Here is a 23,609-nt window from a genome sequence, read left to right as displayed (position 1 = left end):
GCCGGGGTTGCGGTTCCCGGGGGCGTGGTGTCGCACTTCAGCGCCATGAAAGGCGGCGTCCTGCCCAGCGGCGAGCTAACGCTCTCGCATCCCACCGTTTTCAACAAGAAGGTGGTGCTTCCGGGGTTATCTATTAGGGTGGTGCGGGGGCCTGGCCCCCTCCCCGGAGACTTGGCGATGGGGACCTCAGGTATTCACTACGCCGGCCGCACGAGAATGCTTCTCGAGAACATCGGCCGTAAAGGAAACCTCCGAGCCCCGAGGGAGGACGTCGAAGGCCTCTTGGTTTTGGTGCTCAACGCCTCGGGAGAGAAGGCCTTGAATGACATTCGCGACCAGGCTGCGGCGTTGGCCCCTGCGCTCGGCGCTGAAAAGGCGCTAGAGGAGCTTCGCAGCATCATCGGGGCTCTGCTGGGAACCCACACGAAAGGGGAGCTGCGTACCAGAGAAGGCCTAGCGGTTGCGCGGGGCTCTCCCGTGGACCAAGAGCGGGTCGTTCGATTTGAGGCGCTTGCCGCCCACCTTCGAGTAGAGCCGCTACCACGCATCGAGTCGACCGTGGCCGGAGTTGCACGGCAGCATTTTGGGTTCATAGAGTCGTACTTCTCCAATTACGTGGAAGGCACGAAGTTCGACATCGAGCAAGCACGTGACATTGTAATGAGCAACGTCATCGTGCCCAATCGTCCCAAGGATTCGCACGATATCCTCGGTGTATTCCGTCTAGCCCTCACCTCGCCCTTTAGAGACAGCCCTCCCGTTGCCGGACCGGAGTTTCTGGAGGGTCTTGAGCACTGGCATGCAGAGATGCTGAAGCTGCGACCTGAAGCAAATCCGGGAAAACCAAAGCTCGAAGTGAACTATGCGGGGTCGACTAAGTTTGTAGAACCTGCCTACGTACGAGGTACCCTTGATGAGGGCTCGCGTCTTGCGCTTTCCGTCCCCGAAGGCTTGGCCCGAGCCGTGTACTACGCGTTTCTTGTGTCTGAGGTACACCCGTTCGATGACGGTAACGGCCGCCTATCGCGACTGGTTATGAACGCGGAGCTCACGCGCACGGGCTTGAGCCGCATCATCATTCCGACGCTCTATCATCCTCAGTATGTCGACTGCGCCCGCGCGCTCACTCGCGGGAATGACCCGAGGGGATTCGTGCGGAGTCTCGCGAAGATGGCGCGATGGGCAAGCCGGTTCGACTATTCGAATCTGGACATGCTCATCCGGTGCCTGCGGGCAACCAATGCGCTGGAAGAGTCCCCAGCTCAATTCCGCCTTTTGAATGCGGATGGGAGCTATGAGGCGTAGACAGCCGATGGCCAAAATCTGCCGAAAAAATTTTCGGCAGAAAAACGCCCTCTGAATCATTCGACCCACGCCCGCGCCTTCGCCAGACTGACGAAGTGCTTGCGTGGGTACTGAGGGCCGGTACTTCAGGGTACGGAACAAGGACTCGGAATACGGATTGTCGTCACTGACGGCGGGTCGGCTACCGTCGTGCTTTCGTAGTATGTTCGCGCACGCTGAACACTGGCAGCAGCGTTATCGACACCGTGGTTAAAGGACTGGGCGAACGCTTTGTGGGGCTAACCGACAAGGTGGGGGAGCATTCGCCGTTATCCAACGTACTGTTGGCGGCGGCTCAGTTATGGACATGTGTAAAGCGATTCAGCTTTGTATATCTGAGCAGGCGTTCGACCGGGACAATGTGTTGCGACTGCAAATGCGGATGTCGGCCGGCGGCACCGAAATGCTTGCTGGCTCAAGCGCGCTTCCTCGCATCAGGCAAATTGCAATTCCCACGACCCTCGCCACCTCGGAATGGACACCCTTGTCACTGCTGCTGTCCACCGGCATTCGGGGCTGTCCCGGAAAGATGCTGACCATCCTCGAGATGGTGTTTGATAACCAGAGGGGGCGAGATGAATATGTCGCTTTTCGTGAACCTCATGTCTTTGGAAATGCGAACTTTCTCGCAGAACTGCATCCTGATGTCGGAGTCTGCTTGTTCGTCTGACGCTTTCGCATGGTGGATTCGGTAGGCGGGGCCGTTTTTTGACATGTATTTGGAGACCCTAAGGTGGCGGCCGCGGCATCGCATGGTTGCCGCAATCTTTAGTCGCCGCCGACCTGCACGCCGGGCGCCTGGTACTTGCGGGCCCGGAGCGGTGGCAGATTCCCTTGCAGGTTCGGCTTTATCGCGATCGCTCAATATTGAGCCAATCGGCTGAAATGTTCTGGGAGGCTGTTTGCGACGGTGATTGAAATCAGGCGGTGCGCCTTCATGGCGTCGACAGGAGTGGGCGCTTACGACACCTGCGAGAATGAATCCCCGCTTTACTGATTTCAGCCTGTATTTGGTTTTACAAATCAAGCTGTGTATATCCGAATTACAGAGTACCATTTGTAAACTGCAATTACAGCCTGAGATTTGTATGACTAACTTCCCCGTCCGCACTGCAGAGCAACTGCCGGCATTGCTTCAAGGCTTTCGAAAGCAGGCCGGTTTGACCCAGGCCGCCACCGCGCTGCGGCTGGGTGTTACTCAGCAGACTCTCTCCGCGATGGAGCGCAACGCAGACAAAATCAGTGCTGACCGCCTGCTGCAGGTGCTCAACATTTTCGGCGTAGAGCTCATTTTGCGCCAAGCGGGCGACCCGCCGAGCCAGAATTCCTCCGGCCCGTTATGGTGAGCCCATGGGTCGACGTTCTCGCACACGGGTCCTGGGTCTTTGGATGAATGGCGCCTTTGTTGGTACATGGAGCGTTCAACCCCATATCGGCGAAGTCCTTCAATACAACAACGACTGGGTCGCGTCCGAAGAGGGGCGGCCATTGTCGCTGTCCCTTCCTTTCACACCAGGCAACGGGCCCTATCGCGGTGATGCTGTTCGTGCTTACTTCGAAAATCTGTTGCCAGACAGTAAGGCTATTCGCGAGCGTGTTGCGCGCCGGTTTCGGGCCGGCTCTACCGATGCCTTCACCTTGCTGGCCGAGGTTGGCAGGGATTGCGTGGGCGCATTGCAAGTACTGCCCGACGGTGCAGTGCCCACTGGCGTTACGTCGGTACAGGCAACGCTTATGAGCGACGCCGAGGTAGCGCAGCTACTACGTGGTGTAGTGTCGCCGGTACAAATGGGCGGCCCTGAACTCGACGATAATGAGTTTCGTATCTCTATCGCCGGCGCGCAGGAAAAGACAGCGCTGTTGCGGTTCAATGGCCAATGGAGCCGGCCACGGGGCGCGACTCCAACCTCCCACATCTTCAAGCTGCCGATGGGCCTGGTTGGCAACATGAAATTCGGCTTAAGCGAGTCGGTCGAGAACGAGTGGCTGTGCTCGGAGATTCTGGCCGCCTACGGCTTGCCGGTTGCACGCACCGAGCCCCTGCAGTTCGAGGACATGAAGGTGCTCGCGGTGGAGCGGTTTGACCGGATGTGGTGGAACAACGAAGATGGGACGCCTTGGCTTATCCGACTGCCGCAGGAAGACATGTGCCAGGCCACCGGCACGCAGCCACACCTGAAGTACGAGGCCGACGGCGGCCCGGGGGTAGAGCGCATCATGGGCCTGCTGAAGACATCCCGGCAATCTGAGCAAGACCGGCGGACGTTCTTCCAGTCACAGGTCCTGTTCTGGATGTTGTGCGCGCCGGATGGCCACGCGAAGAACTTCAGCCTATTCCTTCGTCCGCGTGGCAGCTACGAGCTCACGCCGCTGTACGATGTGCTATCAGCCTATCCAATTCTCGGGGAAGGCCAAGGGAAGCTGTCACCCTTCCGAGCGAAGATGGCCATGGCAGTCCGCATCAAGAACCCACACTGGGTCATGCGCGACATCCGGCGCCGGCACTGGCTGGCCGTGGGCGAGCGCTACGGTGTTGTGACCGCCGATGGCCGAGGGGCTCAGTTTGTTGTTGATGACTTGGTCTCCCGCACACCGGATGTCGTGCGGATAGTCCGTGGCAAGCTGCCGGAGGGATTCCCTGAAGGCCTGGCCGACAGCATATTGGACGGGGTACAGGCAGCAGCCAATCGGCTCGCTCCCTAGAGATTGGCCAAGGATTCCCGAAACGATGGCAACCAAATTTGAGCCGACTAGTCCGTTGTAGACTCCATCGGAAAGAAACATGCCGCCTGCCTATCTGCCTGCATACCCAGCAAGGCGGGCGCCGTAACCTTGCATTCCGGCTGCATCCGTGCGCAGCGGGGGTGGTAGGTGCAACCGGTGGGCAAGTTCGTGGGGGCTGGAACTTCTCCTACGATCCGGGACAGCTTGATGCGTGCAGCGGGATCCGGCACCGGCGACGAGTCCCGAAGCACGCGGCTGTACGGATGGAACGGTGAGTCCAATACCTGCGCGGTAGGGCCGCTTTCGATGATGCGACCCAGATACATGACACAAACCTCATCACAGAAATGGCGAACGACGCCCAAGTCATGCGAGACGAACACGAACGACAACTGCCTTTCGGTTTTAAGGCGTTCAAGCAACTGCAGGATTTGAGCCTGTACCGACACATCCAACGCGGAGACCGGCTCGTCGGCAACGATTAGCTCTGGGTCAAGCACCAGTGCGCGGGCGATGCCGATGCGCTGTCGCTGTCCTCCGGAGAATTCGTGGGGATAGCGATCCATGGCGGATTGTGGCAGGCCGACTTCGTCCAGCGTTTTCGTGATTTTCGACTCGATGTCGGATTGCTTGCCGATGCGGTGTACCCGCAGCGGCTCGGCGAGCGTCTGGCGGACGGTGCGTCGCGGGTTCAACGAGGCAAAGGGGTCTTGGAACACGATTTGGATACGCTGGCGCAGCTTTCGAAGCTCTGCAGCATCGGCTCCTCGCACGTCGATACCGTTGAAGTGGATCGATCCTGAATCAGGTTCGATCAGGCGCAATAGGGTCCGGGCCACGGTGGATTTGCCGCAGCCGGACTCACCCACCAATCCGATCGACTGGCCGCGGCCGACGTCGAATGAGACGTCATTGATGGCTCTTACGATTTGCTTGGGTGCGCCAAGCAAGCCGCCGCCACTTTCGAAACGTTTGACCAGGTTGCGTACTTGCAGCAGGGTATTCATGCGTGTCCTTCGGCTTGGCGTGCCCGCACAAAGCAGCGGACTTGTTGCTTGCTGCCCGGAAGTTCGGTCAAGGGGGGATGTTGGGCTTCACAGATCGGCTCGCGCAACGCGCATCGTGCCGCAAAGGTGCAGCCCGCCGGGATGGCCGTAATGGCCGGTACGCTGCCTGGTATGGGCTCCAGTGTCGCCGCATTGGCGTCAACGCGGGGCATGACGCGCAGCAGCGCCTCCGTATACGGGTGCGCGGGACGCGCAAAGAGCGCATTCACCTCGGCCAGTTCGACCACTTCACCACCATACATGACGGCCACGCGGTCAGCGATCTGGGCCACGACGCCCAGATTATGGGTAATGAAGATGACCGACATGCCATAGGCCTTCTTTAAATCGTCAAGCAGGGTGAGGATCTGTGCTTGTATCGTCACGTCCAGCGCGGTCGTCGGTTCGTCGGCCAGGAGAACCTTGGGCTTGCAGGCCAGCGCCATGGCGATCATCACGCGTTGTCGCATGCCGCCCGAGAACTGATGCGGGTAATCGTTGAAACGTGTCGCGGCAGCGGGGATCTTGACCTCTTCGAGTACCTCCAAGGCTATCTTTCGAGCCTCGCTCCAGCCCAGCTTGCGATGCTGGCGCACCGCTTCTGCGATCTGGTCGCCCACGGTCATGGTCGGATTCAGTGATGTCATCGGCTCCTGGAAAATCATTGCGATGGCATCGCCGCGCAACCGGGACATTTGTTTTTCGGATAGCTTGTAAAGGTCATTTCCTTCCAGCAGCACTTCGCCACCTCCATGCCGTGCGCCGGTCTGAGGCATGAGACGCAGGATCGACAGGGCCGTCACGCTCTTGCCGCTACCCGATTCCCCGACGATTGCCAGGGTCTCATTCTTGTCGACAGACAACGACACGTTGCGTATGGCGGCGTGCCACTCACCGCCAATGCGGAATTCGGTGCTCAGGTTCCGAAGCTCGAGCGTAGGTGTAGTGGTTTGCATGCTTACTCCGAGCGAAGCTTGGGATCAATGGCATCCCGAAGCGCATCGCCGAGCAGATTCAAGGCGAGTACTGTCAGGAGGATGGCAAGGCTGGGGAAGACGGTGAGCCACCAGGCGTCCAGTATGTTTTCAAAGCCTTCTCTGATCATGCTGCCCCATGTGGCCGTTGGGGGTGGCACGCCCAGGCCGATGAAGCTCAGCGATGCCTCGGTCCGGATGGCGGAGGCCATCCATAAAGAACCCAGTACCACCACATCGGAGATCATGTTGGGCACGATGTGAACACCCATCAAGCGTAGCGGACCGTAGCCCAGCGCCCGCCCGGCCTCGATGAAATCGCGCTGCTTCAAGGCGATCGTGGGGGCCCGTGCTACCCGGACGAAGGGAGCGATTTCAGTGATGGCGATGGCAATGATCAGGTTCTGGAGGCTGGCACCCAGCATGGCCGCGATCATCAGTCCCAGCACCAGGGTGGGGAAGGACAGCAGTACGTCAACCAGCCCCATCACCAGGCGGTCGAATAATCCGCCGATATAGCCGGCCAGCACACCCAGCGATGAACCTATCGCCATCGCGATGAGGATGGCTACGAAGCCCACCAATAGCGACACCCGAGTCCCGTAAATCAGGCGCGATAGTACATCTCGTCCATAGCTGTCGGTACCGAGCCAGAATTCAGCGGATGGCGGTTCGAGCCGATAGGCGATGTTCTGTTGCAAGGGATCGTGCGGCGCGATCCAGGGGGCGAACAGGGCGGTGAAGACGATCAACATCAGAAGTCCCAGCCCGACCCAGGACAGGCGGTTCTTGCGCAGTGCCAGCCATAGCGCATTGGGGCGCGGTGCAACGGAAACGATAGCACTCATTGGTATTTCACCCTTGGGTCGACCAGCCCGTAGACCAGGTCGGTTAATAGATTCACGACAATGACGCAGGAGGCGAACACGATCATCAGTCCTTGCAGCAAGGTGTAGTCGCGCACATTGAGTGCGCCGAGAATCAGCTTGCCCAGGCCTGGCCGGTTGAAGACGATCTCAGTCAGTACTGAGTTTCCGATCAGTGTGCCGAAGTACAGACCTACGACGGTCACGATGGGAATCAATGCGTTGCGCAGGCCATGGCGCAAGATAAGCCGCATGGGCCGGATACCTTTGGCGCGTGCAGTGCGAATATAGTCTTCGCCCATCACGCTTAGCATGGACGAGCGCGTTACCCGCATGACATAGGCCATCATGATCAAGCCCAGGTTGAAGGCCGGCAGCGCCAGGTTGCGCATTTGCGAGGCCCAATCGTCTGCGCGTGTCGAGCTGATGACTGGAAACCAGTTCAGCTGAATGGCGAAAACGAGCAGCATCAGGATGGCCGACACAAAAGCGGGGAATGACAGTCCGGTCAACGACAGCAGCCGACCCAGGTAATCGGGCCAGGCGTTGCGCCGCAGTGCTGCCCACACGCCCAAAGGCAGGCCGAATACCGAACCGATCAGGATCGCGGCGGCAGTTAATTGCAGGGTCCAGGGAAGCACCTGCGCGACTTCGTGCAATACACTCCTGCCCGTGGACATGGACACGCCGAAATCGCCGGTCAGGATATCGCCCAGGAACGACAGGTACTGCTGCAACACAGGCTGGTCCAAGCCCAGTTGTATGCGCAGTGCATCAAGTGCTTCGGCGCTGGCCTGGTCGCCCAGCATGACGGCTGCCGGATCGCCGGGCACCAGCCGCACCAGGATGAAGACCACGGTCAGCATGGCCAGCAGGGTTGGAACGGCAAGCAGGAGCCGTTTAATGGCAAAACGCATCATGAGGATGGCTCCGTCAAAGTCTTTTTCGCCGTATCGGGCGCCATGAGGCGCTGGGCGCTCAGGTGCTCAATCCGGCGCGCGGTGGTACCGCGCACGATCAGATCAGCCAATGCCGCGCCGACGACTGGAACGAGCTGGAATCCGTGACCGGAGAATCCGAACGCGTGGAAGACCCCGGGTGCATTGGGGGATGCACCGACAACGGGCAGCATATCGTCCGTTTTGGCCTCGAGTCCGGCCCAGACGCGGATAATCCGGATCGTGCGTACCCCGGGGAACAGATCGGTTGCTGCGCGCGCGCCCTTGGCCAGGACGCGCATTCTTGCGGTCGATGATTCCTTATCCAGATCCGGTATGCCTTGCAGCCCACCGCCAATGACCAGCGTGCCCTGGTCCGATTGCTTGAATGACAGTGATCGACCCATGATGGATACCACCGGCTTGATGAAAGGTGAAAGCCGCTCGCTGACCATCATCATGGAAGACTTCGTAGCCAGTGGGATATCGTCGCCCACCATGGCCGCCACCCTGGCGGACCAGGCTCCGGCGGCATTCACGACCACAGGCACCACCCATTCGTGTTGAGTGGCCTTTATCGCCCAATCGTTGCCACGGCGCTCGATTGCGGTGACGCCGCATTGCTCCTTGATGACGACGCCTGCCGCTTCCGCGCTTTGACGGAATGCGCGCAGCATCCGGTGCGGATCGGCCGCGCCATCGCGCCGGGCAAGGGTTGCGCCCAGGCAATGGTGGCTTAGCGCGGGCAGCCAGCGACGCAGTTCGTCGGGACCGATCAGCTCTTCGTGGGTGTAACCCTCCTGACGCAAGGAGGTCACGCGCGACGCAAGGCTGTCCAGCGTGGCCTGGCTTTCTGCAACGCAGATCTGGCCGCTGGGGTTGAAGCCGCAGTTGTCGCCTACCAGCGACTGGAGTCCATGCCACATCTCCATGGACTCGAGCGATAAGTCGAGTTCCCCGCGGTCGCGGTTCAGCGTTCGTACGCCAGCGGCCGTCGCGCCCGACGCGTGGCGGCCCACCCAGGCCCGTTCTATCACGACCACGCGCTTGCCGGCACGCGCCAGATGCAGGGCTGCTGATAAGCCGTGCAGACCGCCCCCGATGACGGCGACGTCGTAAGTGTTGCCCGTCATGGCAGGTCGTCTCCGATATCCAGCGAAGCCAGTTCGCCAAGGGTCAAAGGTTTCAGGGGCGGCCGAATGCGATAGAAACCCACCTCGCTGACATGGCACTTATGCTCTGCCGCCAGGATATGCGCGATGGTGTAGCCGCATTGGCGGCCCTGGCAAGGCCCCATCCCGGCCCGTGTGATGGATTTGATCTGATTGGGACCGGGTCTGCCGACTTTGGCCGCCGCCCGGATATCGCCCGCAGTCAGTTCTTCGCATCGGCAGACGATAGTATCGTCCGAGGGCTGGAATACGCGTTGATCGGGTGGATACATGGCGTCCAGCATGGGTCGGATGGCAAGTTCCTTGTCGAGTTTTCTGCGCAATGGCAGGGCGACGTGGTCGGCTTCCTGTGCGGTTATCTTGTTCAGGCGCAACGCCACGCCGATCGCCGCGATCTCGCCCCGCACTTGTGCCGCACGCGCGCCGCCAATGCCCGTCGCGTCGCCAGCTGCGAACACGCCAGCCTGGCTGGTTTGGCCCCAGGTATCCACGTTCGGCGCAAGACATGCCTGGGCAGGCAACCATGTATGGGTGCATTCCAGCGAACGGGTCATGTGTATGGACGGCACGATGCCCTCATGCACCAGTAACAAACGGGCGGGTATGCGATGGGTGACGCCGTCGCTGCTCTCATACACGACATGCGTCAGCCGCCCTTCGCCCTGCGCACGGAACTGGCGCACGCCACGAAAAATTGGCACCCTGGCGGCTTCCAGTCTCTTGATCCATTGATACCCCTTACGCATGTCGCGCCAGTTTCCCATGGCCGCAAGAAAATGCGGCATGCCGCGCCGCCAGCTGCCTATCGGCGCCGTGTCCAGCCAACCTGCGATCTTTCCCCCGGCTTGAAGTAGCTGCGTCATGTACAGCAAAACCAACGGCCCGCTGCCTGCAATCCACACCGGATCGGTAGGGATTTGATGCGATATCTTCAGGGTGATCTGCGCCGCGCCGACGGTCATCACACCCGGCAAGGTCCAGCCCGGAAACGGGGCGGGACGTTCTTGCGCCCCCGTCGCCAACAACACGTTGTCCGCCTGTACGATCTCGGCCTTTTGGGTCTGGCTCATGTAAATATGCCAGCCTGGCTCGAGTTGCCACACCTGGGTGTTGGACTGGTACTCGGCGCCGCAATGTTTGAACGCGTGCGCCACGGCCTGTCCGGCGCGGTATTCTTCGCCTAGAAGTGCGCCAGTTCTGGTGTCTGCAACCGCTTCGACGGCGCGCCATATTTGCCCGCCCGGTGCTGGTTGCTCATCCACCACCAGCACTTTAAGGCCCAGTCCGGTAGCGCGAATGGCGGCGCTCATGCCGGCGGGGCCTGCCCCGATGATGGTCAAATCGTATTTGCGCGTCATGTTGCGATGCTCCGCTTGCCATGCTGGCGTTCGACCGTCATGCCGTCACGCACGGCAACCAGGCAGGTCTGTGTCGATGCAACGCCATCCACCGTAGCGAGGCAGTCAAAACAGACGCCCATCATGCAATAAGGAGCGCGCGGGTTGCCATGCACGGGCGTGCTGCGCGCAACCGGCGAATCTTGTCGCAGCAAGACCGAGGCAACGGTTTCGCCCGGACTAGCCGTGACGGGCTGGCCATCGATGGTCAGGGTAAGCGCTTGCGCGCCGGGATCACTCAGTTGATGAAACATCGAATCGCTCATGATGAAAAAAATTCAGACGGGAATCCAGCTTGGCGTTGCGCAAGGAGTCGGCCAATGGTCCCGCATGGAATGACGCCAACGTGACGCCGGAGTGACAAAGCGCGATCCACGCGCCAGGATAGGCGGCTGACTCCGCGTACACCGGACAGCCATCTGGTGTCATGATGCGCAGGCAGGACCATTGGCGTATCAATCGCGCTCGGGCCAGGTCGGGCAATATTTGCAAGGCCTGCCGGCTCATCTGGGCGGCTGCCGCCGACGTGGTGCTCAGGTCGAAGCCAACGTCTTCCTGGGTCAGGCCTATCATTACCGTGCCTTCCCGTGTCTGGCGGATTCCGCTGGCTGGCAGTGGCAATAGCGGCGCAAGGCGTTCCGTCACCATCAGTTGCCCTCGTTGTGGGCGCAATGGCACATCCAGTCCGATCATCGGCCCCAAGGCGGACGAGCCCAGGCCGGCCGCAATAACGATTTGTGCCGCGTCGAACCGTTGAAGATTCGCTTGCACAGAAAAACCACCCTGACTAAGCGCCGATACGCCCTTTACAGCATGGTTGCCCAGCAGGGTTCCTCCGCGATGGACCAGGCCTTTCTGCAGCGCAGCCAACAGGCGCAGCGGATTGACATGTCCATCGGTCGTGCCGAAGCTTGCCCCGCTGACTTCCTTGCCGAGGCGCACTCCGGGCAATAGCTTTCGCAACGATGTACGATCCAGCATCTGCGTACAGGGAACGCGTTCGGGCGTTTCCCCGTGCCATTGCGATAAACGTATTCTGCGCGCCTCCAGTTGAGATTCGCCCACACAGAAATTCAGTCCGCCTTTGCTTTCGTAGTCCAGGCATATGCCGGTCTCGTCCATCAGCTGATCGGCGAACGCCGGCCACAGTTGGGCGGCTTCGTGCGACAGCCGTTGATATGCCGGATTCCCCCAACCTTTTCCTTGTACCCACACAAGGCCGAAATTTGCCTTGGCGGCGCGAAAGTCGGTATCGCCACCGTCCAGGACCAGCACCCGGGTATGGGCGCTCGCCAAGCCGTAGGCGACGGCGGCGCCCACCATGCCAGCGCCGATGACAATTACGTCATAAGATTCAGATCTTGGCATGTTGATTCGATGGAGAAGTATGAAGAATTCGCTCAATCTGCGGCAGGTCGAGGCATTTAAAGCGGTGGTCGAGCTGGGCACTGTCAGTCGCGCAGCCGATGCTCTGTTTGTGTCCCAGCCTGCTGTCAGCAAGCTGCTGAGCAAGCTGGAGGAAGACACAGGACTGAGCCTTTTCGACCGGGTGCGGGGCAAGCTTGCGCCTACGAGTCATGGCATGCGCCTGTATGAAGAGATCGATCGGGTATTCACCGGCTTGCGCCAGCTCGAACAGGCTGTCGATTCCATACGCCGCGACGAGCAGCGGCAATTGACGGTGGGCGTCATGCCCGCCTTGTCGGGCTCGTTCGTGCGTCGTGTCACTATGAACTTCATCAAATCGCATCCCATGGTGCATGTGTCTATTCAGACGAGAGGTTCGCAATTCCTGGCCGACTGGCTTGTTACGCGACAAATCGATGTCGCGCTGGTTGGGAGTCGCGTGGAGAATCCTTACATCGATCGGGAGCCACTGATTTCTTCGCCGCTGTTCTGCGCGATGCCGATGAATCATGCGCTGACCAAGAAGCGGGTAATCCGCGCTTCCGACCTGGACGGGATTCCCTTCGTGTCCTTTGCTGCAGGCAGCCAAACCGACGAGTTGGTGCAAAAGGCATTCGATGCGGTCGGCGCGAAATTGAATTACGTGCTCGATACGGTGACCGCGCCGACGGTGTGCGAATTCGTGGCCGCCGGCATGGGCGTGTCGTTGATTCATCCGCTTTTTGCCGAGGGCACGCAGGGTCGTATTGCATTGCGCCGCTTCGATCCAGAAACTTTCTTCAAGTTCCAGTTGTGCCGCATGCGGACCTCGCGCAACGCGCACCTCATCGAGGCGTTCATGCACGAGGCCCGCGTGGTGGCTCAAGAGGTGTCTAATGAATTGCTTCATGGACAGTGAACCGGCCATCGTGGCTTATTGAGCCTTCACGGTGGTTTTTTCCGTGATCGGCGGCGACAGGTTCAACGAGCCCTCCAGCTTGTATCCGTAGTCCACATTGCTGCCGTGTGCCCACACCTGTTTCAGACCGAACAGCGGGATGCCACATACGTCCGCATGTATCTTGGCTTGCGCATCTTTCCACAAGGCCAGTTGCTTGGCATCCTCCGGTTCGATCCGCGCGGCCCGTATGCTCTCATCGGCCACAGAGCAGTGCGAGAAGTTCGACATGGCAGTGGGAGAGCCGATCGCCGCGGCTGAGTCGAAGAACTCCGATAAGTAGGCATCGGCGTTCGGGAAGCGGGCCGCGCCATAGAACACGATCGCGCTCTGATCCTGCCGGCTGCGCGCCTGATACGTTGCATGGTCCACCACTTCGAGCTCCAGCTTGATGCCGGACTTGGCCAATTGCGACTGCACAATTTCCATGATGGGTAACTGTGCCGAGATATTCGACACAATGGACTTGATCGCTATGCCATTGGGGAAACCTGCCTCGGCCAATAAGGCTTTGGCATTCTCGGGAGCGTATTTATAGGGACCTGCGCTGCAGTCATGGCCCAGATAGCCCTCGGGCACGACGGAGCAGCCCTTGGACGCCACGTCCTTGCCCGCATAACGGATTATTTCATCGACGTTGACGGCCGCGGCGATCGCCTGGCGTACCTTCACGTTGTCCAGTGGCTTGATGTTGCGGTTGAGGTGCAGGATGCGGAATTCCGCCGGTTCGAAAATGTCAACATTCACGTCACGCTTGCGTGCCCGCTCCACCCACCGCTGTTCGCGCTTGCCCTGGATAATGTCGATTTCATTCGACGAGAACGCCATGTCCCGTGCACTGTCCGAAGGAATCATGCGGTAAGTGATACCGCTGATCATCGGCTTGCCGCGATGATAGTCGTCATTGGCGACCAGTCGCACATGTTGCTGCGTCACATGCTCGCCAAAGGCAAATGGGCCCGTTCCGATGGGCGACGCGCCGAATTTGTTGCCCAGCTTTTCGGCAGCCGCTTTGCTGACGATATTCCCGCCGTGGTAATCAGAGACTCGTCCCAGGAAACCCGAGTCCGGATACTTCAGCGTTACCCGGACTGTGTAGTCGTCAACGGCTTCCACCTTCTCGACGCCGCCAAACGTAGCGGCGAAGCTCGATCGCTTGGGATCTGCCGCACGCTCGAGGGAATAGACCACATCTTCAGCCTTCACCTCACCATAGCCGCCATGAAACTTGACGCCCTGGCGCAGCTTGAACGTCCAGATGGTGCTGTCCTTCGACGTTTCCCAACTTTCGGCGAGGTCGGCCTCGAGCTTGGTGGGATCCGCGCTGCCCGGCGGGAACCGAACAAGCGCATCGAACATTTGGCTGGCGACGCCTTTGTCGGCCGTGGACGTGGCGCGGTGCGGATCGAGCGTGGCGTTATCTGAGGCGCCCGAGCTGATGCGCAGCGTGGGTCTTTCGGCGCCTTGTGCGTATACGGAGGAGGAAAAGGCCGCGCTCAAGGTCAGCACGGTGAACGTTACGATAGACGCCGTTTTTAGTTTCATGTGGTCTCCCGGATTAATGTGGCTGTAATGAAAGCAATCCTAGATACGTCATGAAGTAACGTCAAAGTCCTTTATTGAACTGTCGTATTCCTAAAGGTTATGGGGTAACGGTATATAGGGCGACTCCCTAGTGGGCTTCCGCGCCGGACCCGGGTAAGTACCGATATCACCATGCAGCGAAAATAAGGGTATTCACCAGGAGTCTTTCCTTGCGTTTCGCCAAGGTCGGCTTTGCATCTAACCGCTTACGTCAGATCCAGGTTTGAAATGTATTGTCGCAGCCACGCATGGGCCGGATCGGTTTGATGACGTTCATGCCAATATAGGGAAATGGACAGCGTCGGAATATTGAATGGTACGTCCAGAATCTGGATTTTCCGAGTCCGTTTCGCTTCCGCCGCCACGCTGCTCGGCACGGTGGCGATCAAGTTGGACTGTTCGACCACATGAGGGCAGACCATATAGCTGGAAAGCGTAGCAACGACCGTGCGTTTTCGGGGCTGGTCGGTGAGTAGCGATGCGATTTCCCGGCTGAAAAATCCGGTATGGGCAGACAGGTCGATGTGACCATGCTTCAGATACTCGTCAAGCGTCCACTTCTGTTGAAGGCAGGGATGTCCAATTCGGACGATGCACTTGGCGGGCTCGTTGAACAGAAAGCGCGTCCGTAATTCTGGAGTGGCGGCCGGAAAGTATCCGGCAATCAGCTCTGCATGATTGGTGTCCAGCATAGTGAGGCCGTGCAAGGGCTTGGCCGGTACGACCTTCAGATGAAAATGAGGGGCGTCTTTCGTTAGCCCGGCTACCAGTTCGGGTACCAGCTTGAACTGCACGTAATCCGTCGCATACAAGACCAGCGTTCGATGCGAGTAAAGCGGATGGAACTCCTCTTCAACCGCTGTATGGGCCGACCATTTGTCCAGCAAAGGTTTCATGTCGAGATGCAACTCGATGGCTTTCTGCGTGGGTATCCATACGGATCCCTCCCGACTTAGCAGCGGATCATGGAACAAGGTCCGCAGACGTGCCAGCGCGGCGCTCATTGAAGGCTGGGTAAGCCCGAGCCTGTCGGCAGCCTTGGACACGCTTTTGGTTTGCATCAATGCATCGAATTGAACCAATAGATTGAGGTCTGGTTTCGCCACGTGTCATATTTTCCTGTAAGCGATTCAATTCGGCTTGTCTGCACCGGCGGTCGCTCCCGTCGGCCATGGGCTCCACGCACACACTTCTGAAGGTCGATTCTAGTATTGTTGCGGTTTATTTAACAATAGATCTGATCTATGACCACCGCATCATTTATCCGTATCATTTTCATCATGCAGCGTGAAACCCCCACACCTGAGACCAAACCCCATGACGAAAATCCCAGCTAAGACTTTTATGGCCGTCGCATTCAGTGCAGCCTCGTCCGTTATTGCCGCGTCAGCCTTGGCAGCATGGCCAAACGATCAGGTCATAAGAATGGTGGTCCCATTTGCCGCGGGCGGGTCGACGGACCTCGTCGCCCGTAAGCTGGCTGAAGGCGTCGCCAAAGAGCTGAATGCCAATGTGATCGTCGAGAACAAGGCCGGCGCGGGGGGGACGGTTGGGTCCGCGTATGTCGCCCGGCAACCTGCGGACGGTTATACCATTCTGATGGGCACCGTCAGTACGAACGCGTCGGCGTCCTGTGTCTACCCATCGCTGGCCTACGACCCGGTGAGAGATTTCACGCCATTGGCGGTCGTGGCAACGATTCCCAACGTGCTTGACGTGAATCAGTCCGTGCCGGCCGACACCCTGAAGGAATTCGTCGATCTGGTTAAAAAGCATCCGGAAAAGTACTCCTTCGCATCGAACGGAGTGGGGACGTCGAATCACCTTGCCGCTGAACTATTCCTGTCAACCGCAGGCATTACGATGATCCACGCTCCTTACAGGGGCTCGGGACCGGCCATGATTGATCTGGTTGGTGGACAGGTTGATGCAATGATGGATGTGGTGATGACTTCGTATCCCTATATCAAGGACAAGAAGTTAAAGGCTCTGGCCGTGACGTCCAGGACGCGCTCATCGTTGCTGCCAGATGTCCCGACCGTTGCGGAGCAGGGCTACCCCGGTTTCGAGGCCATGGTCTGGTTCGGTGTCTTTGGACCGGCCAACTTGCCTGCGAATATCACTGAACGGCTCAATAAGGCGTTGGCGGCGACGATCCACCACAGTCCATTGAAGCAGTATTTGCTCGACCAGGGGGCTGAGCCTTCGGATATCGTCGGTGAAGCGTTCAAAGCCATGGTAACCAGCGAGGTTGCCAAATGGTGCGGCGTCACCAAGCAAGCAAACATCAAGCTTAATTAACTCATACCCACACGATTATGTTCCTTCGGTCCTGCACTATGGTGCCGGGTCGGCGGAGCATATTGCCAGGAACTCACATGTATCGCATAGGTATTGACGTAGGTGGGACCTTCACCGATCTCTCGATGATCAGCGAAGACGGCGAGGTATCTTTCTATAAGACGCCGTCCACGCCTCATGACCCATCCGAAGCCATTATTTCGGGCATGGCCGAGATGCTGGAAGAGCAGGGCGTGTCGCCATCCCAGGTCTCACATATTGGCCATGGCACGACGGTGGCGACGAATCTTATTATCGAACGCAAGGGGGCCACGGTCGGCCTTATCACCACCCGCGGCTTCCGGGATATTCTGGAAATAGGAAGACAGGTTCGTCCTCATTTGTATGACTACAACATCCAGAAGCCTGACGTGCTGGTTCCACGTGAATTGCGCAGGGAGGTCTTGGAACGCGTGGATTCGAATGGAAAGGTGCTTCACCCTCTGGACGAAGATCAGGTCCGGGAGGCCGCCCTGTTCTTTGCGGAAAGAAACGTCGGCGCAGTGACTATTTGTTTTCTTCATTCCTACAAGAACCCGGACCACGAGCGACGGGCCAGGGAGCTCGTACTCGAGATCATGCCCGAGGTGTACATTAGCCTGTCCAGCGACATTTTGCCGGAGTTCCGCGAGTACGAGCGCTTGTCCACCACAGTGCTCAACGCCACGATAGGTCCGAAGATGTCCCGCTATCTCGACCGTTTTCTCACGCGTGCCACCGAGCTTGGTATTGCGAATGAACCCAGAACGGTGCATTCGAATGGCGGCTTGATGTCGATGGACTCGGTACGAAACTATCCCGTGCGTACTTGCTTGTCCGGGCCCGCCGCGGGCGTCGTGGGCGCGGCAATAATCGGCGCCGCGATTGGCCACCCCGATCTGGTGACTTTCGACGTGGGGGGTACGAGCACCGATGTTTCGTTGATTCAGCAGGGTCGCGCGGTCTTTACTTCGCACCGGAATGTCGCTGGCTATCCGGTGAAGATTCCGATGGTGGACATTCATGTCATAGGCGCGGGCGGAGGGAGCATCGCGTGGCGCGATGATGCGGGGGCGCTTAAAGTAGGGCCCCACAGTGCAGGTGCGGTACCGGGCCCGGTGGCGTATGGACGCGGAGGGCGGGAGCCCACCATCACGGACGCCGAGGTTACGCTGCAGCGCCTGAACCCTCGTACCCTTTTGCGCGGCAAAATGCCGGTGTACGCGGCAGAAGCGAAGGAAGTCATCCGCACACACGTGGCCGAGCCCCTGTCGCTGTCGATAGAAGAGGCGGCCGAAGGGATCTTGCGCATTGCGACGGCCAATATGAGTCGCGCCATCCGGTCCGTGTCGACTGAGAAAGGCTACAACCTCGATAAGTTTGCCTTGTTCGCCTACGGTGGTGCGGGCCCTCTGCATGCCGTAGAGGTAGCCGAGGAATGCGGTATTCCGGTCGTCATTGTGCCGCAGGAGCCCGGCACCATGTGCGCCCGGGGTGTATTGCTGGCGGATATTTCCTTCGACTTTGTGAAGAGCGACATCAGCGTCGCTTCAGCAGAATTGTGGGATAGGGTCATGGCGTCGTTTTCCGGTCTCGAGACCCAGGCGAATGACTGGCTGGATTCTGAAAATATCGATGTCGAGCAACGGGTTCTTCGCCTTTCCATTGATGCGCGGTACGAAGGCCAGAATTTCGAGATCCAGATTCCCTTTCCTGAAGGCACTCATCCAGCCTATGAGTATTTTCTGAAGGAATTCCAGAGCATCCACCTTCGGGAATACGGTTATAAACTCCCGACACGCAAGGTACATATCATCAACCTGCGCCTGCAGGCAGTTGGCCGGGTGGTCAAGGTGTCTTTATCCAAGCGCGAGGTGGATACCACCCTGGCCGACGCGTATCTCCACAGCCGGCAGGTGTATATCAACCGGAACCACGGCTGGGTGGAAGCCAGGGTCTACGATCGGGCCTTGGTCCCTTCTAATGTCACTGTCGTTGGCCCGGCAATCCTCGAGGAGATGAGTTCGACGACACTGATAGGCATTGGTCACAAAGCCCAAATTGATGCTTATGGAAATTTGATCATACGACTAGGGGCAAACGACGATGAGTAAGAGTACCGAGCTGAAGATCGCCGATCCGATCGGCATGGAAGTATTCTGCAACCGCCTCCTGACGATTACGGAAGACATGAACAACACGCTGATCCGTTCGTCGTTCTCGACCAATATCAAGGAGCGCAAGGATTGTTCCGTTGCTTTGTTCGACGTGCTAGGCAGACTTGTGGCGCAGGGCACGCAAATCCCCTTGCATCTGGGTTCGCTGAACGGGGCGATAGAGTCGGTGTTGAACGACTTCCCCGTTGCAGACATCAGGGACGGCGACGTATTCATCTGCAATGATCCTTATTTGTCCAATGGCAGTCATTTGCCAGACATCAATATCGTTACCCCGGTCTTCTGGGACGGCGAGCTGAGTTTTTTCACAGCCAATATCGCCCACCATTCCGACGTTGGTGGAACAGTGCCCGGTTCGATCGCAGGCGGATCAAAGTCCATTTTCGAGGAAGGCATCCGAATTCCTGCGTGCCGCATCGTCGCGGGACACATATTGAATGAAGACCTTCTGCGCATCATCTGCAACAACACCCGCGATCCTGAAGAGCGGCGGCTGGACCTGAACGTGCAAATAGGAACGAACACGCGCGGCGCGGAAGCCCTGAGAGCGCTGATCGGGCAAATGGGCATGCAAGCGGTCAAGCAGTCGATTGACGACTTCATCAACTACACGCAGCGCCGGGTGATGAATCGGATCGAGGAACTGAAGCCCGGGACTTATCGCTACACATCCTACATGGACGACGACGGCCTGGGCGGCGGCGATCCCGTTGTCATCTGCGTGGCCCTTACTGTCGAAGGCGGCAGCCTGCATTTCGATTTCACGGGATCCAGCGGACAGGCGCGCGGCGCCATGAATTTACCAATGAGTGCGATGAAGGCCTCTGTTTACTATGCAGTCAAGGCCATTCTTGATCCCGATATAGCCCCTAATGCCGGGCTGTTTGCACCCATCAGCATCCATGCACCCGTGGGCACCATCACGAATCCCCGGCCGCCCGCGGCTGTCGGCGCGCGCAGTATCACGGCGCAGAAAGTGGCCGGAGCGATATTCGGCGCGTTCCAGGGCTTGTTGCCTCCGGAAAAGATCATGGCGGCCAGCAACGACTGTTGTCCTGCCATCGTCTTCTCCGGCAACTGGGGGACGCGCGAGGGAGATTTCGTTTACCTTGAAACATTGGGCGGCGGAAGCGGCGCGCGGTTCGACAAGGACGGCATGGACGCGGTACACGTGCACATGACGAATACGTCGAATCTACCCATTGAAGCTCTGGAAAACGAATACCCCTTGTTGGTGGACGAGTACGCACTCATTCCCGACTCAGGCGGGGCCGGGCTCCGGCGCGGCGGCTTGGGGATTGCCAAGCAGATTCGGGCAAGGGCCGACGGCATCACATTTTCAGCCCGTTCGGACAATCATGTCATTGGCCGCGCGTTGGGGGTCAAATCGGGCGGTGTTGGCCGCCAGGCCAGGCTCATCCAGAACTTTGGCACGCGACAGGAACAGGAACTGTTTTCCAAAACAGCCAATATGCCACTTGAAAAAAACGCAAGCGTACGTATTGAGACGTCCGGTGGAGGTGGCTTTGGCGCGCCCCAAAGTCGGCCCCGCGGACTGGTGGAACAGGATGTGCGCAATGGCAAGGTGTCGTTGGAATGTGCCTTGCGCGATTTCGGCTATTCGAGCGAGATAAGGTAAGCGGGGCGCCGCCGCTATGAACGCCGAAACGAAGGCCGATACGCTCACACGTCGACGATGGGCACGAAGCCGCCAAATATCATTCGCTTGCCGTCGAAGGGCATTTCTTCTGCCATGGCTTTCATGCGGGGGTCGGACATCATCTTCTGGTTGGCGGCGTCGCGTATCTCTTTGGAAGGATATTCGAGCCAGCTAAATACCACGACTTCATCGTCCTTGGCGTTCACGGCCCCGCGGAAATCCGTTATCTTGCCCTCTGGCACATCGTCTCCCCAACATTCAACGAAACGGGTGGCGCCGAGCTCCTTGAACAATTGGGACGCTTGCTCAGCGTGCTTGCGGTAGGCCTCTTTGTTTGCGGCGGGTACGGCGACAACAAATCCTTCTACGTAGCTCATCATTGTTCTCCTGGGTTTAGGCCTGGACAGTCCGGGCGCGGGTCGTTGGAAGACGGGAGCCTGGACTACATGACGATAAGGTCGAACACGATTGAGGTCAATTCCCCTCACTGCCCGGGGCGATTACAGATAGATCCGGGCAAGCCCTTGTGTGATCGACGCAACGATACGCTCGCGGCGGCTGCTTATATGTTGCGCGAGTATGGCTTGCGCGCGGGCGGGATCCCGTTTTACCAGCGCCTCGACGATGTCGGAATGCTCTTGCTGGGTGGACTCCCGCCCTACGTTTTCCATGTCGATCCAGCGGATGAAGCGCAGTCTTTCGTTCAGGCTGACAAGAATACGCTTGAGCTCCGCATTGCGCGCCATGTCTGCAATACGCAGATGAAAGCCTTCATCGAGTTCAACCAGTGTTTCGCTGGAAGCCGTAGCTGGCGTCGCCATGCTGTCAGCCAGGAATTCGGAAATGTCCTGAAGTTGCCGTTCGGTCGCGCGTTCGAATGCCAGCCGCAGGCATTCCCGTTCTATTGCCATTCGCGCTTCATACAGGTCAGCCATTTCCTGGACGTCCAGTGGTTTGCGTACGTAGCCCCTGGTGGACTCGACCAACAGGCCTTCACTGGCCAGGCGGGTCAGCGCCTCGCGTATGGGTGTACGGCTGACGCCGAAACGCGTGGCAAGCTCCAGTTCGTTCAGGCGCTCGCCCGGCTTCATTTCATACGAGATTGCCATGTTGCGCAGGGCGGCAAATACGCCCGCAGCCCGGCCACGCTGGCTTGGTTTGGCGCCAGGCTGTGAACTGGGTTTCACATTGGTTTTGATAGGTTTGGGGACGACCATGTTTATCCGTCGGTATATCGAAAAATCCACGCAATTTTAGTATATATTTAGGTATACTTAAATGTATATTGTCTGGGGTCGCATACTGATGCCGATGGCACTCAAGGAGAGTTAATGAGCAAGATGAACGGCGCGGACTCTTTGGTCCGCATGCTGCAATTGAATGGTGTGAAACATATCTTCGGTTTATGCGGCGACACCAGTTTGCCCTTTTACGACGCATTGGCGCGCCTGGATCATGACATAGACCACATACTTGCCCGTGACGAGCGCAGTGCGGGCTATATGGCAGACGCGTACGCACGCGTTACCAATAAAGTCGGTGTATGCGAGGGCCCGAGCGGCGGTGGCGCGACATATCTGCTGCCCGGGCTTGTCGAGGCCAATGAATCGTCGATTGCGGTTCTAGGAATTACGACGGACGTATCAGTGACCTCGCGGGGCAAGTTCCCGTTGACGGAACTGGATCAGCAATCCTTGTATCGTCCGCTGACCAAATGGAATACCACCGTGAATCGCGTCGAGGAAATTCCCGATGCCGTTCGTGGCGCATTCCGTGCAATGACCACGGGCAAGCCAGGCGCGGCCCATATATGCCTGCCTTACGATGTCCAGAAGCAAACGATCGACCCGGCGTCGGTATGGGCGCAGGAAGGCCACGATACCTTTCCCGCGATGCGCAGCGCCCCGAATGCCGCTGATGTCGAGACAGCGGCCGAAAAACTGGTCGCGTCCCGCTCGCCAGTCATTATTTGCGGCGGCGGTGTGGTGTTGTCAGGGGCATGCGAGGCGCTGGATGCGTTGGCCACCATCTTGAATGCGCCGGTCTGCACGACCATCAGCGGCAAGGGCAGCCTTGCCGATACGCATCCATTGAACGCGGGGGTGATTGGCGCCAATGGCGGTACGGATGCCACGCGCGAAGTCGTCGCGGGGGCGGATCTGGTGCTGTTCATCGGATGCCGTGCAGGCTCGACGACGACGGAACACTGGCGGTTCCCGGCGCGCAGTATTCCCATCCTGCATATCGATGCGGACCCCATGGTGATCGGAACCAATTATCGAACCGACGTTGCACTGGTTGGCGATGCCTTGCTGGCCCTCATGCTCCTGAACCAGGCCGTGACGGACCGTATCGGGCAACGTCCTTCAGCCGTTTCGGATGGACGGGCAATTACACAGGCAGCCCGCAGCGCCAAGCAAAAAGCTTTATGGACCCTCGCATCCGAACTGTCTACCCCGATCAAGCCGGAGCGGGTGCTCGATGCCTTGAACCGCCTGCTGCCCGACCATGCGGTGGTGGTGGCTGACCCTGGAACACCTTGTCCTTATCTTTCCGCGTACTTCAATTCGAATCACCCCGGCCGCCACTTCATTACCAATCGCGCCCACGGTGCACTGGGCTTTTCGTTGGCTGCTGGCATAGGTGCCTCATTTGGACGACCCGATTCGGTGGTTGTCTCGGTAATGGGCGATGGAAGTTTTGGCTTCACTTGCGGGGAACTCGAGACACTGGTACGCCGCAACATTCCCTTGAAGATGATAGTGTTCTCGAACAGCGTTTTCGGATGGATCAAGGCGAGCCAGCAGGAAGGCTACGAGCAGCGCTATTTCTCCGTCGATTTCACTCGTACCAACCATGCCAAAGTGGCTGAAGCATTTGGCGTCAAGGCATGGACGGTTTCCGACCCGGCCGATGTGGACTCCGCCATCAAGGCGGCGCTGGCTCATGACGGCCCGGCGCTTGTTGACGTGATCGCCCAGGAACTCCAGGATACGGCCGTTCCGGTCAGTCAGTGGATGGGATAGGCGGGTAAACCGCAAGCGCGGCTGTGTCTGGCGCTACT

The 23,609-nt window shown here is 58.7% G+C and carries 22 protein-coding genes; 10 read left to right on the top strand and 12 right to left on the bottom strand.

Translation table 11 applies throughout. The annotated features are described in order from the left end of the window. Positions 1 to 318 precede the first annotated feature (318 nt). From CR155_RS01235 to CR155_RS01215, 5 genes are all read left to right on the top strand, one after another. Positions 319 to 1,305, top strand: a complete 987-nt coding sequence (locus CR155_RS01235; RefSeq protein WP_199171641.1) for a Fic family protein — start codon at positions 319 to 321, stop codon at positions 1,303 to 1,305. A gap of 346 nt (positions 1,306 to 1,651) precedes the next feature. Further along, positions 1,652 to 2,014: a hypothetical protein gene (locus CR155_RS21490; protein ID WP_233213820.1), complete on the top strand. Its 363-nt coding sequence runs from the start codon at positions 1,652 to 1,654 to the stop codon at positions 2,012 to 2,014. 77 nt (positions 2,015 to 2,091) lie between these two features. After that, the gene (locus tag CR155_RS21295) at positions 2,092 to 2,262 is read left to right on the top strand and encodes a hypothetical protein (protein ID WP_102068189.1); all 171 of its coding nucleotides are present in this window, start codon (positions 2,092 to 2,094) and stop codon (positions 2,260 to 2,262) included. Positions 2,263 to 2,321: 59 nt separating this feature from the next. Further along, a complete protein-coding gene (locus CR155_RS01220; RefSeq protein ID WP_439650403.1) occupies positions 2,322 to 2,690 on the top strand; it encodes a helix-turn-helix domain-containing protein in 369 nt (122 codons plus the stop codon). Between the two features lie 4 nt (positions 2,691 to 2,694). Continuing rightward, positions 2,695 to 4,047, top strand: coding sequence for a type II toxin-antitoxin system HipA family toxin (locus CR155_RS01215; protein ID WP_102068188.1), 1,353 nt, complete (start codon positions 2,695 to 2,697; stop codon positions 4,045 to 4,047). A gap of 47 nt (positions 4,048 to 4,094) precedes the next feature. Here CR155_RS01215 and CR155_RS01210 read toward each other — a convergent pair whose 3' ends face one another. From CR155_RS01210 to CR155_RS01175, 8 genes are read right to left on the bottom strand one after another with little or no spacing between them, the layout of a single operon-like run. Continuing rightward, positions 4,095 to 5,075: an ABC transporter ATP-binding protein gene (locus CR155_RS01210; RefSeq protein ID WP_102068187.1), complete on the bottom strand. Its 981-nt coding sequence runs from the start codon at positions 5,073 to 5,075 to the stop codon at positions 4,095 to 4,097. After that, positions 5,072 to 6,070, bottom strand: coding sequence for an ABC transporter ATP-binding protein (locus tag CR155_RS01205; protein WP_102068186.1), 999 nt, complete (start codon positions 6,068 to 6,070; stop codon positions 5,072 to 5,074). The genes CR155_RS01210 and CR155_RS01205 overlap by 4 nt, the downstream gene beginning before the upstream one ends. A gap of 2 nt (positions 6,071 to 6,072) precedes the next feature. Beyond that, the gene (locus CR155_RS01200; RefSeq protein WP_102068185.1) at positions 6,073 to 6,936 is read right to left on the bottom strand and encodes an ABC transporter permease; all 864 of its coding nucleotides are present in this window, start codon (positions 6,934 to 6,936) and stop codon (positions 6,073 to 6,075) included. After that, entirely contained in the window at positions 6,933 to 7,874 is a 942-nt protein-coding gene (locus CR155_RS01195; protein ID WP_102068184.1) for an ABC transporter permease, read from the bottom strand. Before CR155_RS01195 ends, CR155_RS01200 begins: the two co-directional genes overlap by 4 nt. After that, the gene (locus CR155_RS01190; RefSeq protein ID WP_102068183.1) at positions 7,871 to 9,025 is read right to left on the bottom strand and encodes an NAD(P)/FAD-dependent oxidoreductase; all 1,155 of its coding nucleotides are present in this window, start codon (positions 9,023 to 9,025) and stop codon (positions 7,871 to 7,873) included. Before CR155_RS01190 ends, CR155_RS01195 begins: the two co-directional genes overlap by 4 nt. Beyond that, positions 9,022 to 10,422, bottom strand: coding sequence for an NAD(P)/FAD-dependent oxidoreductase (locus CR155_RS01185; protein WP_102068182.1), 1,401 nt, complete (start codon positions 10,420 to 10,422; stop codon positions 9,022 to 9,024). Before CR155_RS01185 ends, CR155_RS01190 begins: the two co-directional genes overlap by 4 nt. Then, positions 10,419 to 10,715, bottom strand: coding sequence for a (2Fe-2S)-binding protein (locus tag CR155_RS01180; RefSeq protein ID WP_102068181.1), 297 nt, complete (start codon positions 10,713 to 10,715; stop codon positions 10,419 to 10,421). The genes CR155_RS01185 and CR155_RS01180 overlap by 4 nt, the downstream gene beginning before the upstream one ends. After that, positions 10,696 to 11,829 carry an NAD(P)/FAD-dependent oxidoreductase gene (locus tag CR155_RS01175; protein ID WP_102068180.1) on the bottom strand — a complete coding sequence of 378 codons (1,134 nt, stop codon included), beginning with the start codon at positions 11,827 to 11,829 and terminating at the stop codon, positions 10,696 to 10,698. The genes CR155_RS01180 and CR155_RS01175 overlap by 20 nt, the downstream gene beginning before the upstream one ends. 19 nt (positions 11,830 to 11,848) lie before the next feature. Here CR155_RS01175 and CR155_RS01170 point away from each other — a divergent pair, with 19 nt between their 5' ends. Further along, positions 11,849 to 12,766 carry a LysR substrate-binding domain-containing protein gene (locus CR155_RS01170; RefSeq protein WP_102068179.1) on the top strand — a complete coding sequence of 306 codons (918 nt, stop codon included), beginning with the start codon at positions 11,849 to 11,851 and terminating at the stop codon, positions 12,764 to 12,766. 15 nt (positions 12,767 to 12,781) lie between these two features. On the opposite strand, the gene CR155_RS01165 is transcribed toward CR155_RS01170, so the two are convergent. Continuing rightward, entirely contained in the window at positions 12,782 to 14,350 is a 1,569-nt protein-coding gene (locus tag CR155_RS01165; RefSeq protein ID WP_102068178.1) for an ABC transporter substrate-binding protein, read from the bottom strand. A 245-nt stretch (positions 14,351 to 14,595) separates the two neighbouring features. Next, the gene (locus CR155_RS01160; RefSeq protein ID WP_102068177.1) at positions 14,596 to 15,495 is read right to left on the bottom strand and encodes a LysR family transcriptional regulator; all 900 of its coding nucleotides are present in this window, start codon (positions 15,493 to 15,495) and stop codon (positions 14,596 to 14,598) included. A gap of 211 nt (positions 15,496 to 15,706) precedes the next feature. On the opposite strand from CR155_RS01160, the gene CR155_RS01155 reads away from it, so the two are divergent. The 3 genes from CR155_RS01155 (at position 15,707) to CR155_RS01145 (ending at position 20,524) form a co-directional block, all read left to right on the top strand. After that, complete coding sequence (locus tag CR155_RS01155) at positions 15,707 to 16,690, top strand: Bug family tripartite tricarboxylate transporter substrate binding protein (protein ID WP_102068176.1); 984 nt, start codon at positions 15,707 to 15,709, stop codon at positions 16,688 to 16,690. A 77-nt stretch (positions 16,691 to 16,767) separates the two neighbouring features. After that, a complete protein-coding gene (locus tag CR155_RS01150) occupies positions 16,768 to 18,822 on the top strand; it encodes a hydantoinase/oxoprolinase family protein (RefSeq protein WP_102068175.1) in 2,055 nt (684 codons plus the stop codon). Then, a complete protein-coding gene (locus tag CR155_RS01145) occupies positions 18,815 to 20,524 on the top strand; it encodes a hydantoinase B/oxoprolinase family protein (RefSeq protein ID WP_102068174.1) in 1,710 nt (569 codons plus the stop codon). The genes CR155_RS01150 and CR155_RS01145 overlap by 8 nt, the downstream gene beginning before the upstream one ends. 44 nt (positions 20,525 to 20,568) lie before the next feature. Here CR155_RS01145 and CR155_RS01140 read toward each other — a convergent pair whose 3' ends face one another. After that, complete coding sequence (locus CR155_RS01140) at positions 20,569 to 20,922, bottom strand: DUF1428 domain-containing protein (protein WP_102068173.1); 354 nt, start codon at positions 20,920 to 20,922, stop codon at positions 20,569 to 20,571. 123 nt (positions 20,923 to 21,045) lie between these two features. Beyond that, on the bottom strand, positions 21,046 to 21,654 hold the full coding sequence (locus tag CR155_RS01135) for a GntR family transcriptional regulator (protein WP_233213843.1): 609 nt from the start codon (positions 21,652 to 21,654) through the stop codon (positions 21,046 to 21,048). Positions 21,655 to 21,876: 222 nt separating this feature from the next. Between CR155_RS01135 and CR155_RS01130 the strand changes: the two genes are divergently transcribed. Further along, positions 21,877 to 23,571, top strand: a complete 1,695-nt coding sequence (locus CR155_RS01130) for a thiamine pyrophosphate-binding protein (protein ID WP_102068171.1) — start codon at positions 21,877 to 21,879, stop codon at positions 23,569 to 23,571. Positions 23,572 to 23,609: the final 38 nt, after the last annotated feature.

The sequence above is a fragment of the Pollutimonas nitritireducens genome, from assembly GCF_002849615.1.
GTDB classification, from domain to species: Bacteria; Pseudomonadota; Gammaproteobacteria; order Burkholderiales; family Burkholderiaceae_B; genus Pollutimonas; species Pollutimonas nitritireducens.
This window is presented reverse-complemented; position numbering and strand designations above follow the sequence as displayed.

Bases quoted from the DNA above. Each gene is read 5' to 3' on its own strand.
- CR155_RS01170 (WP_102068179.1), top strand. From the start codon at position 11,849: ATGAAGAATTCGCTCAATCTGCGGCAGGTCGAGGCATTTAAAGCGGTG.
- CR155_RS01135 (WP_233213843.1), bottom strand. From the start codon at position 21,654: ATGGCAATCTCGTATGAAATGAAGCCGGGCGAGCGCCTGAACGAACTG.
- CR155_RS01180 (WP_102068181.1), bottom strand. From the start codon at position 10,715: ATGTTTCATCAACTGAGTGATCCCGGCGCGCAAGCGCTTACCCTGACC.
- CR155_RS01195 (WP_102068184.1), bottom strand. From the start codon at position 7,874: ATGATGCGTTTTGCCATTAAACGGCTCCTGCTTGCCGTTCCAACCCTG.
- CR155_RS01200 (WP_102068185.1), bottom strand. From the start codon at position 6,936: ATGAGTGCTATCGTTTCCGTTGCACCGCGCCCCAATGCGCTATGGCTG.
- CR155_RS01140 (WP_102068173.1), bottom strand. From the start codon at position 20,922: ATGAGCTACGTAGAAGGATTTGTTGTCGCCGTACCCGCCGCAAACAAA.
- CR155_RS01165 (WP_102068178.1), bottom strand. From the start codon at position 14,350: ATGAAACTAAAAACGGCGTCTATCGTAACGTTCACCGTGCTGACCTTG.
- CR155_RS01210 (WP_102068187.1), bottom strand. From the start codon at position 5,075: ATGAATACCCTGCTGCAAGTACGCAACCTGGTCAAACGTTTCGAAAGT.
- CR155_RS01205 (WP_102068186.1), bottom strand. From the start codon at position 6,070: ATGCAAACCACTACACCTACGCTCGAGCTTCGGAACCTGAGCACCGAA.
- CR155_RS01150 (WP_102068175.1), top strand. From the start codon at position 16,768: ATGTATCGCATAGGTATTGACGTAGGTGGGACCTTCACCGATCTCTCG.
- CR155_RS01175 (WP_102068180.1), bottom strand. From the start codon at position 11,829: ATGCCAAGATCTGAATCTTATGACGTAATTGTCATCGGCGCTGGCATG.
- CR155_RS21490 (WP_233213820.1), top strand. From the start codon at position 1,652: ATGTGTAAAGCGATTCAGCTTTGTATATCTGAGCAGGCGTTCGACCGG.
- CR155_RS01190 (WP_102068183.1), bottom strand. From the start codon at position 9,025: ATGACGGGCAACACTTACGACGTCGCCGTCATCGGGGGCGGTCTGCAC.
- CR155_RS01215 (WP_102068188.1), top strand. From the start codon at position 2,695: ATGGGTCGACGTTCTCGCACACGGGTCCTGGGTCTTTGGATGAATGGC.
- CR155_RS01130 (WP_102068171.1), top strand. From the start codon at position 21,877: ATGAGCAAGATGAACGGCGCGGACTCTTTGGTCCGCATGCTGCAATTG.
- CR155_RS01145 (WP_102068174.1), top strand. From the start codon at position 18,815: ATGAGTAAGAGTACCGAGCTGAAGATCGCCGATCCGATCGGCATGGAA.
- CR155_RS01185 (WP_102068182.1), bottom strand. From the start codon at position 10,422: ATGACGCGCAAATACGATTTGACCATCATCGGGGCAGGCCCCGCCGGC.
- CR155_RS01155 (WP_102068176.1), top strand. From the start codon at position 15,707: ATGACGAAAATCCCAGCTAAGACTTTTATGGCCGTCGCATTCAGTGCA.
- CR155_RS01220 (WP_439650403.1), top strand. From the start codon at position 2,322: ATGAATCCCCGCTTTACTGATTTCAGCCTGTATTTGGTTTTACAAATC.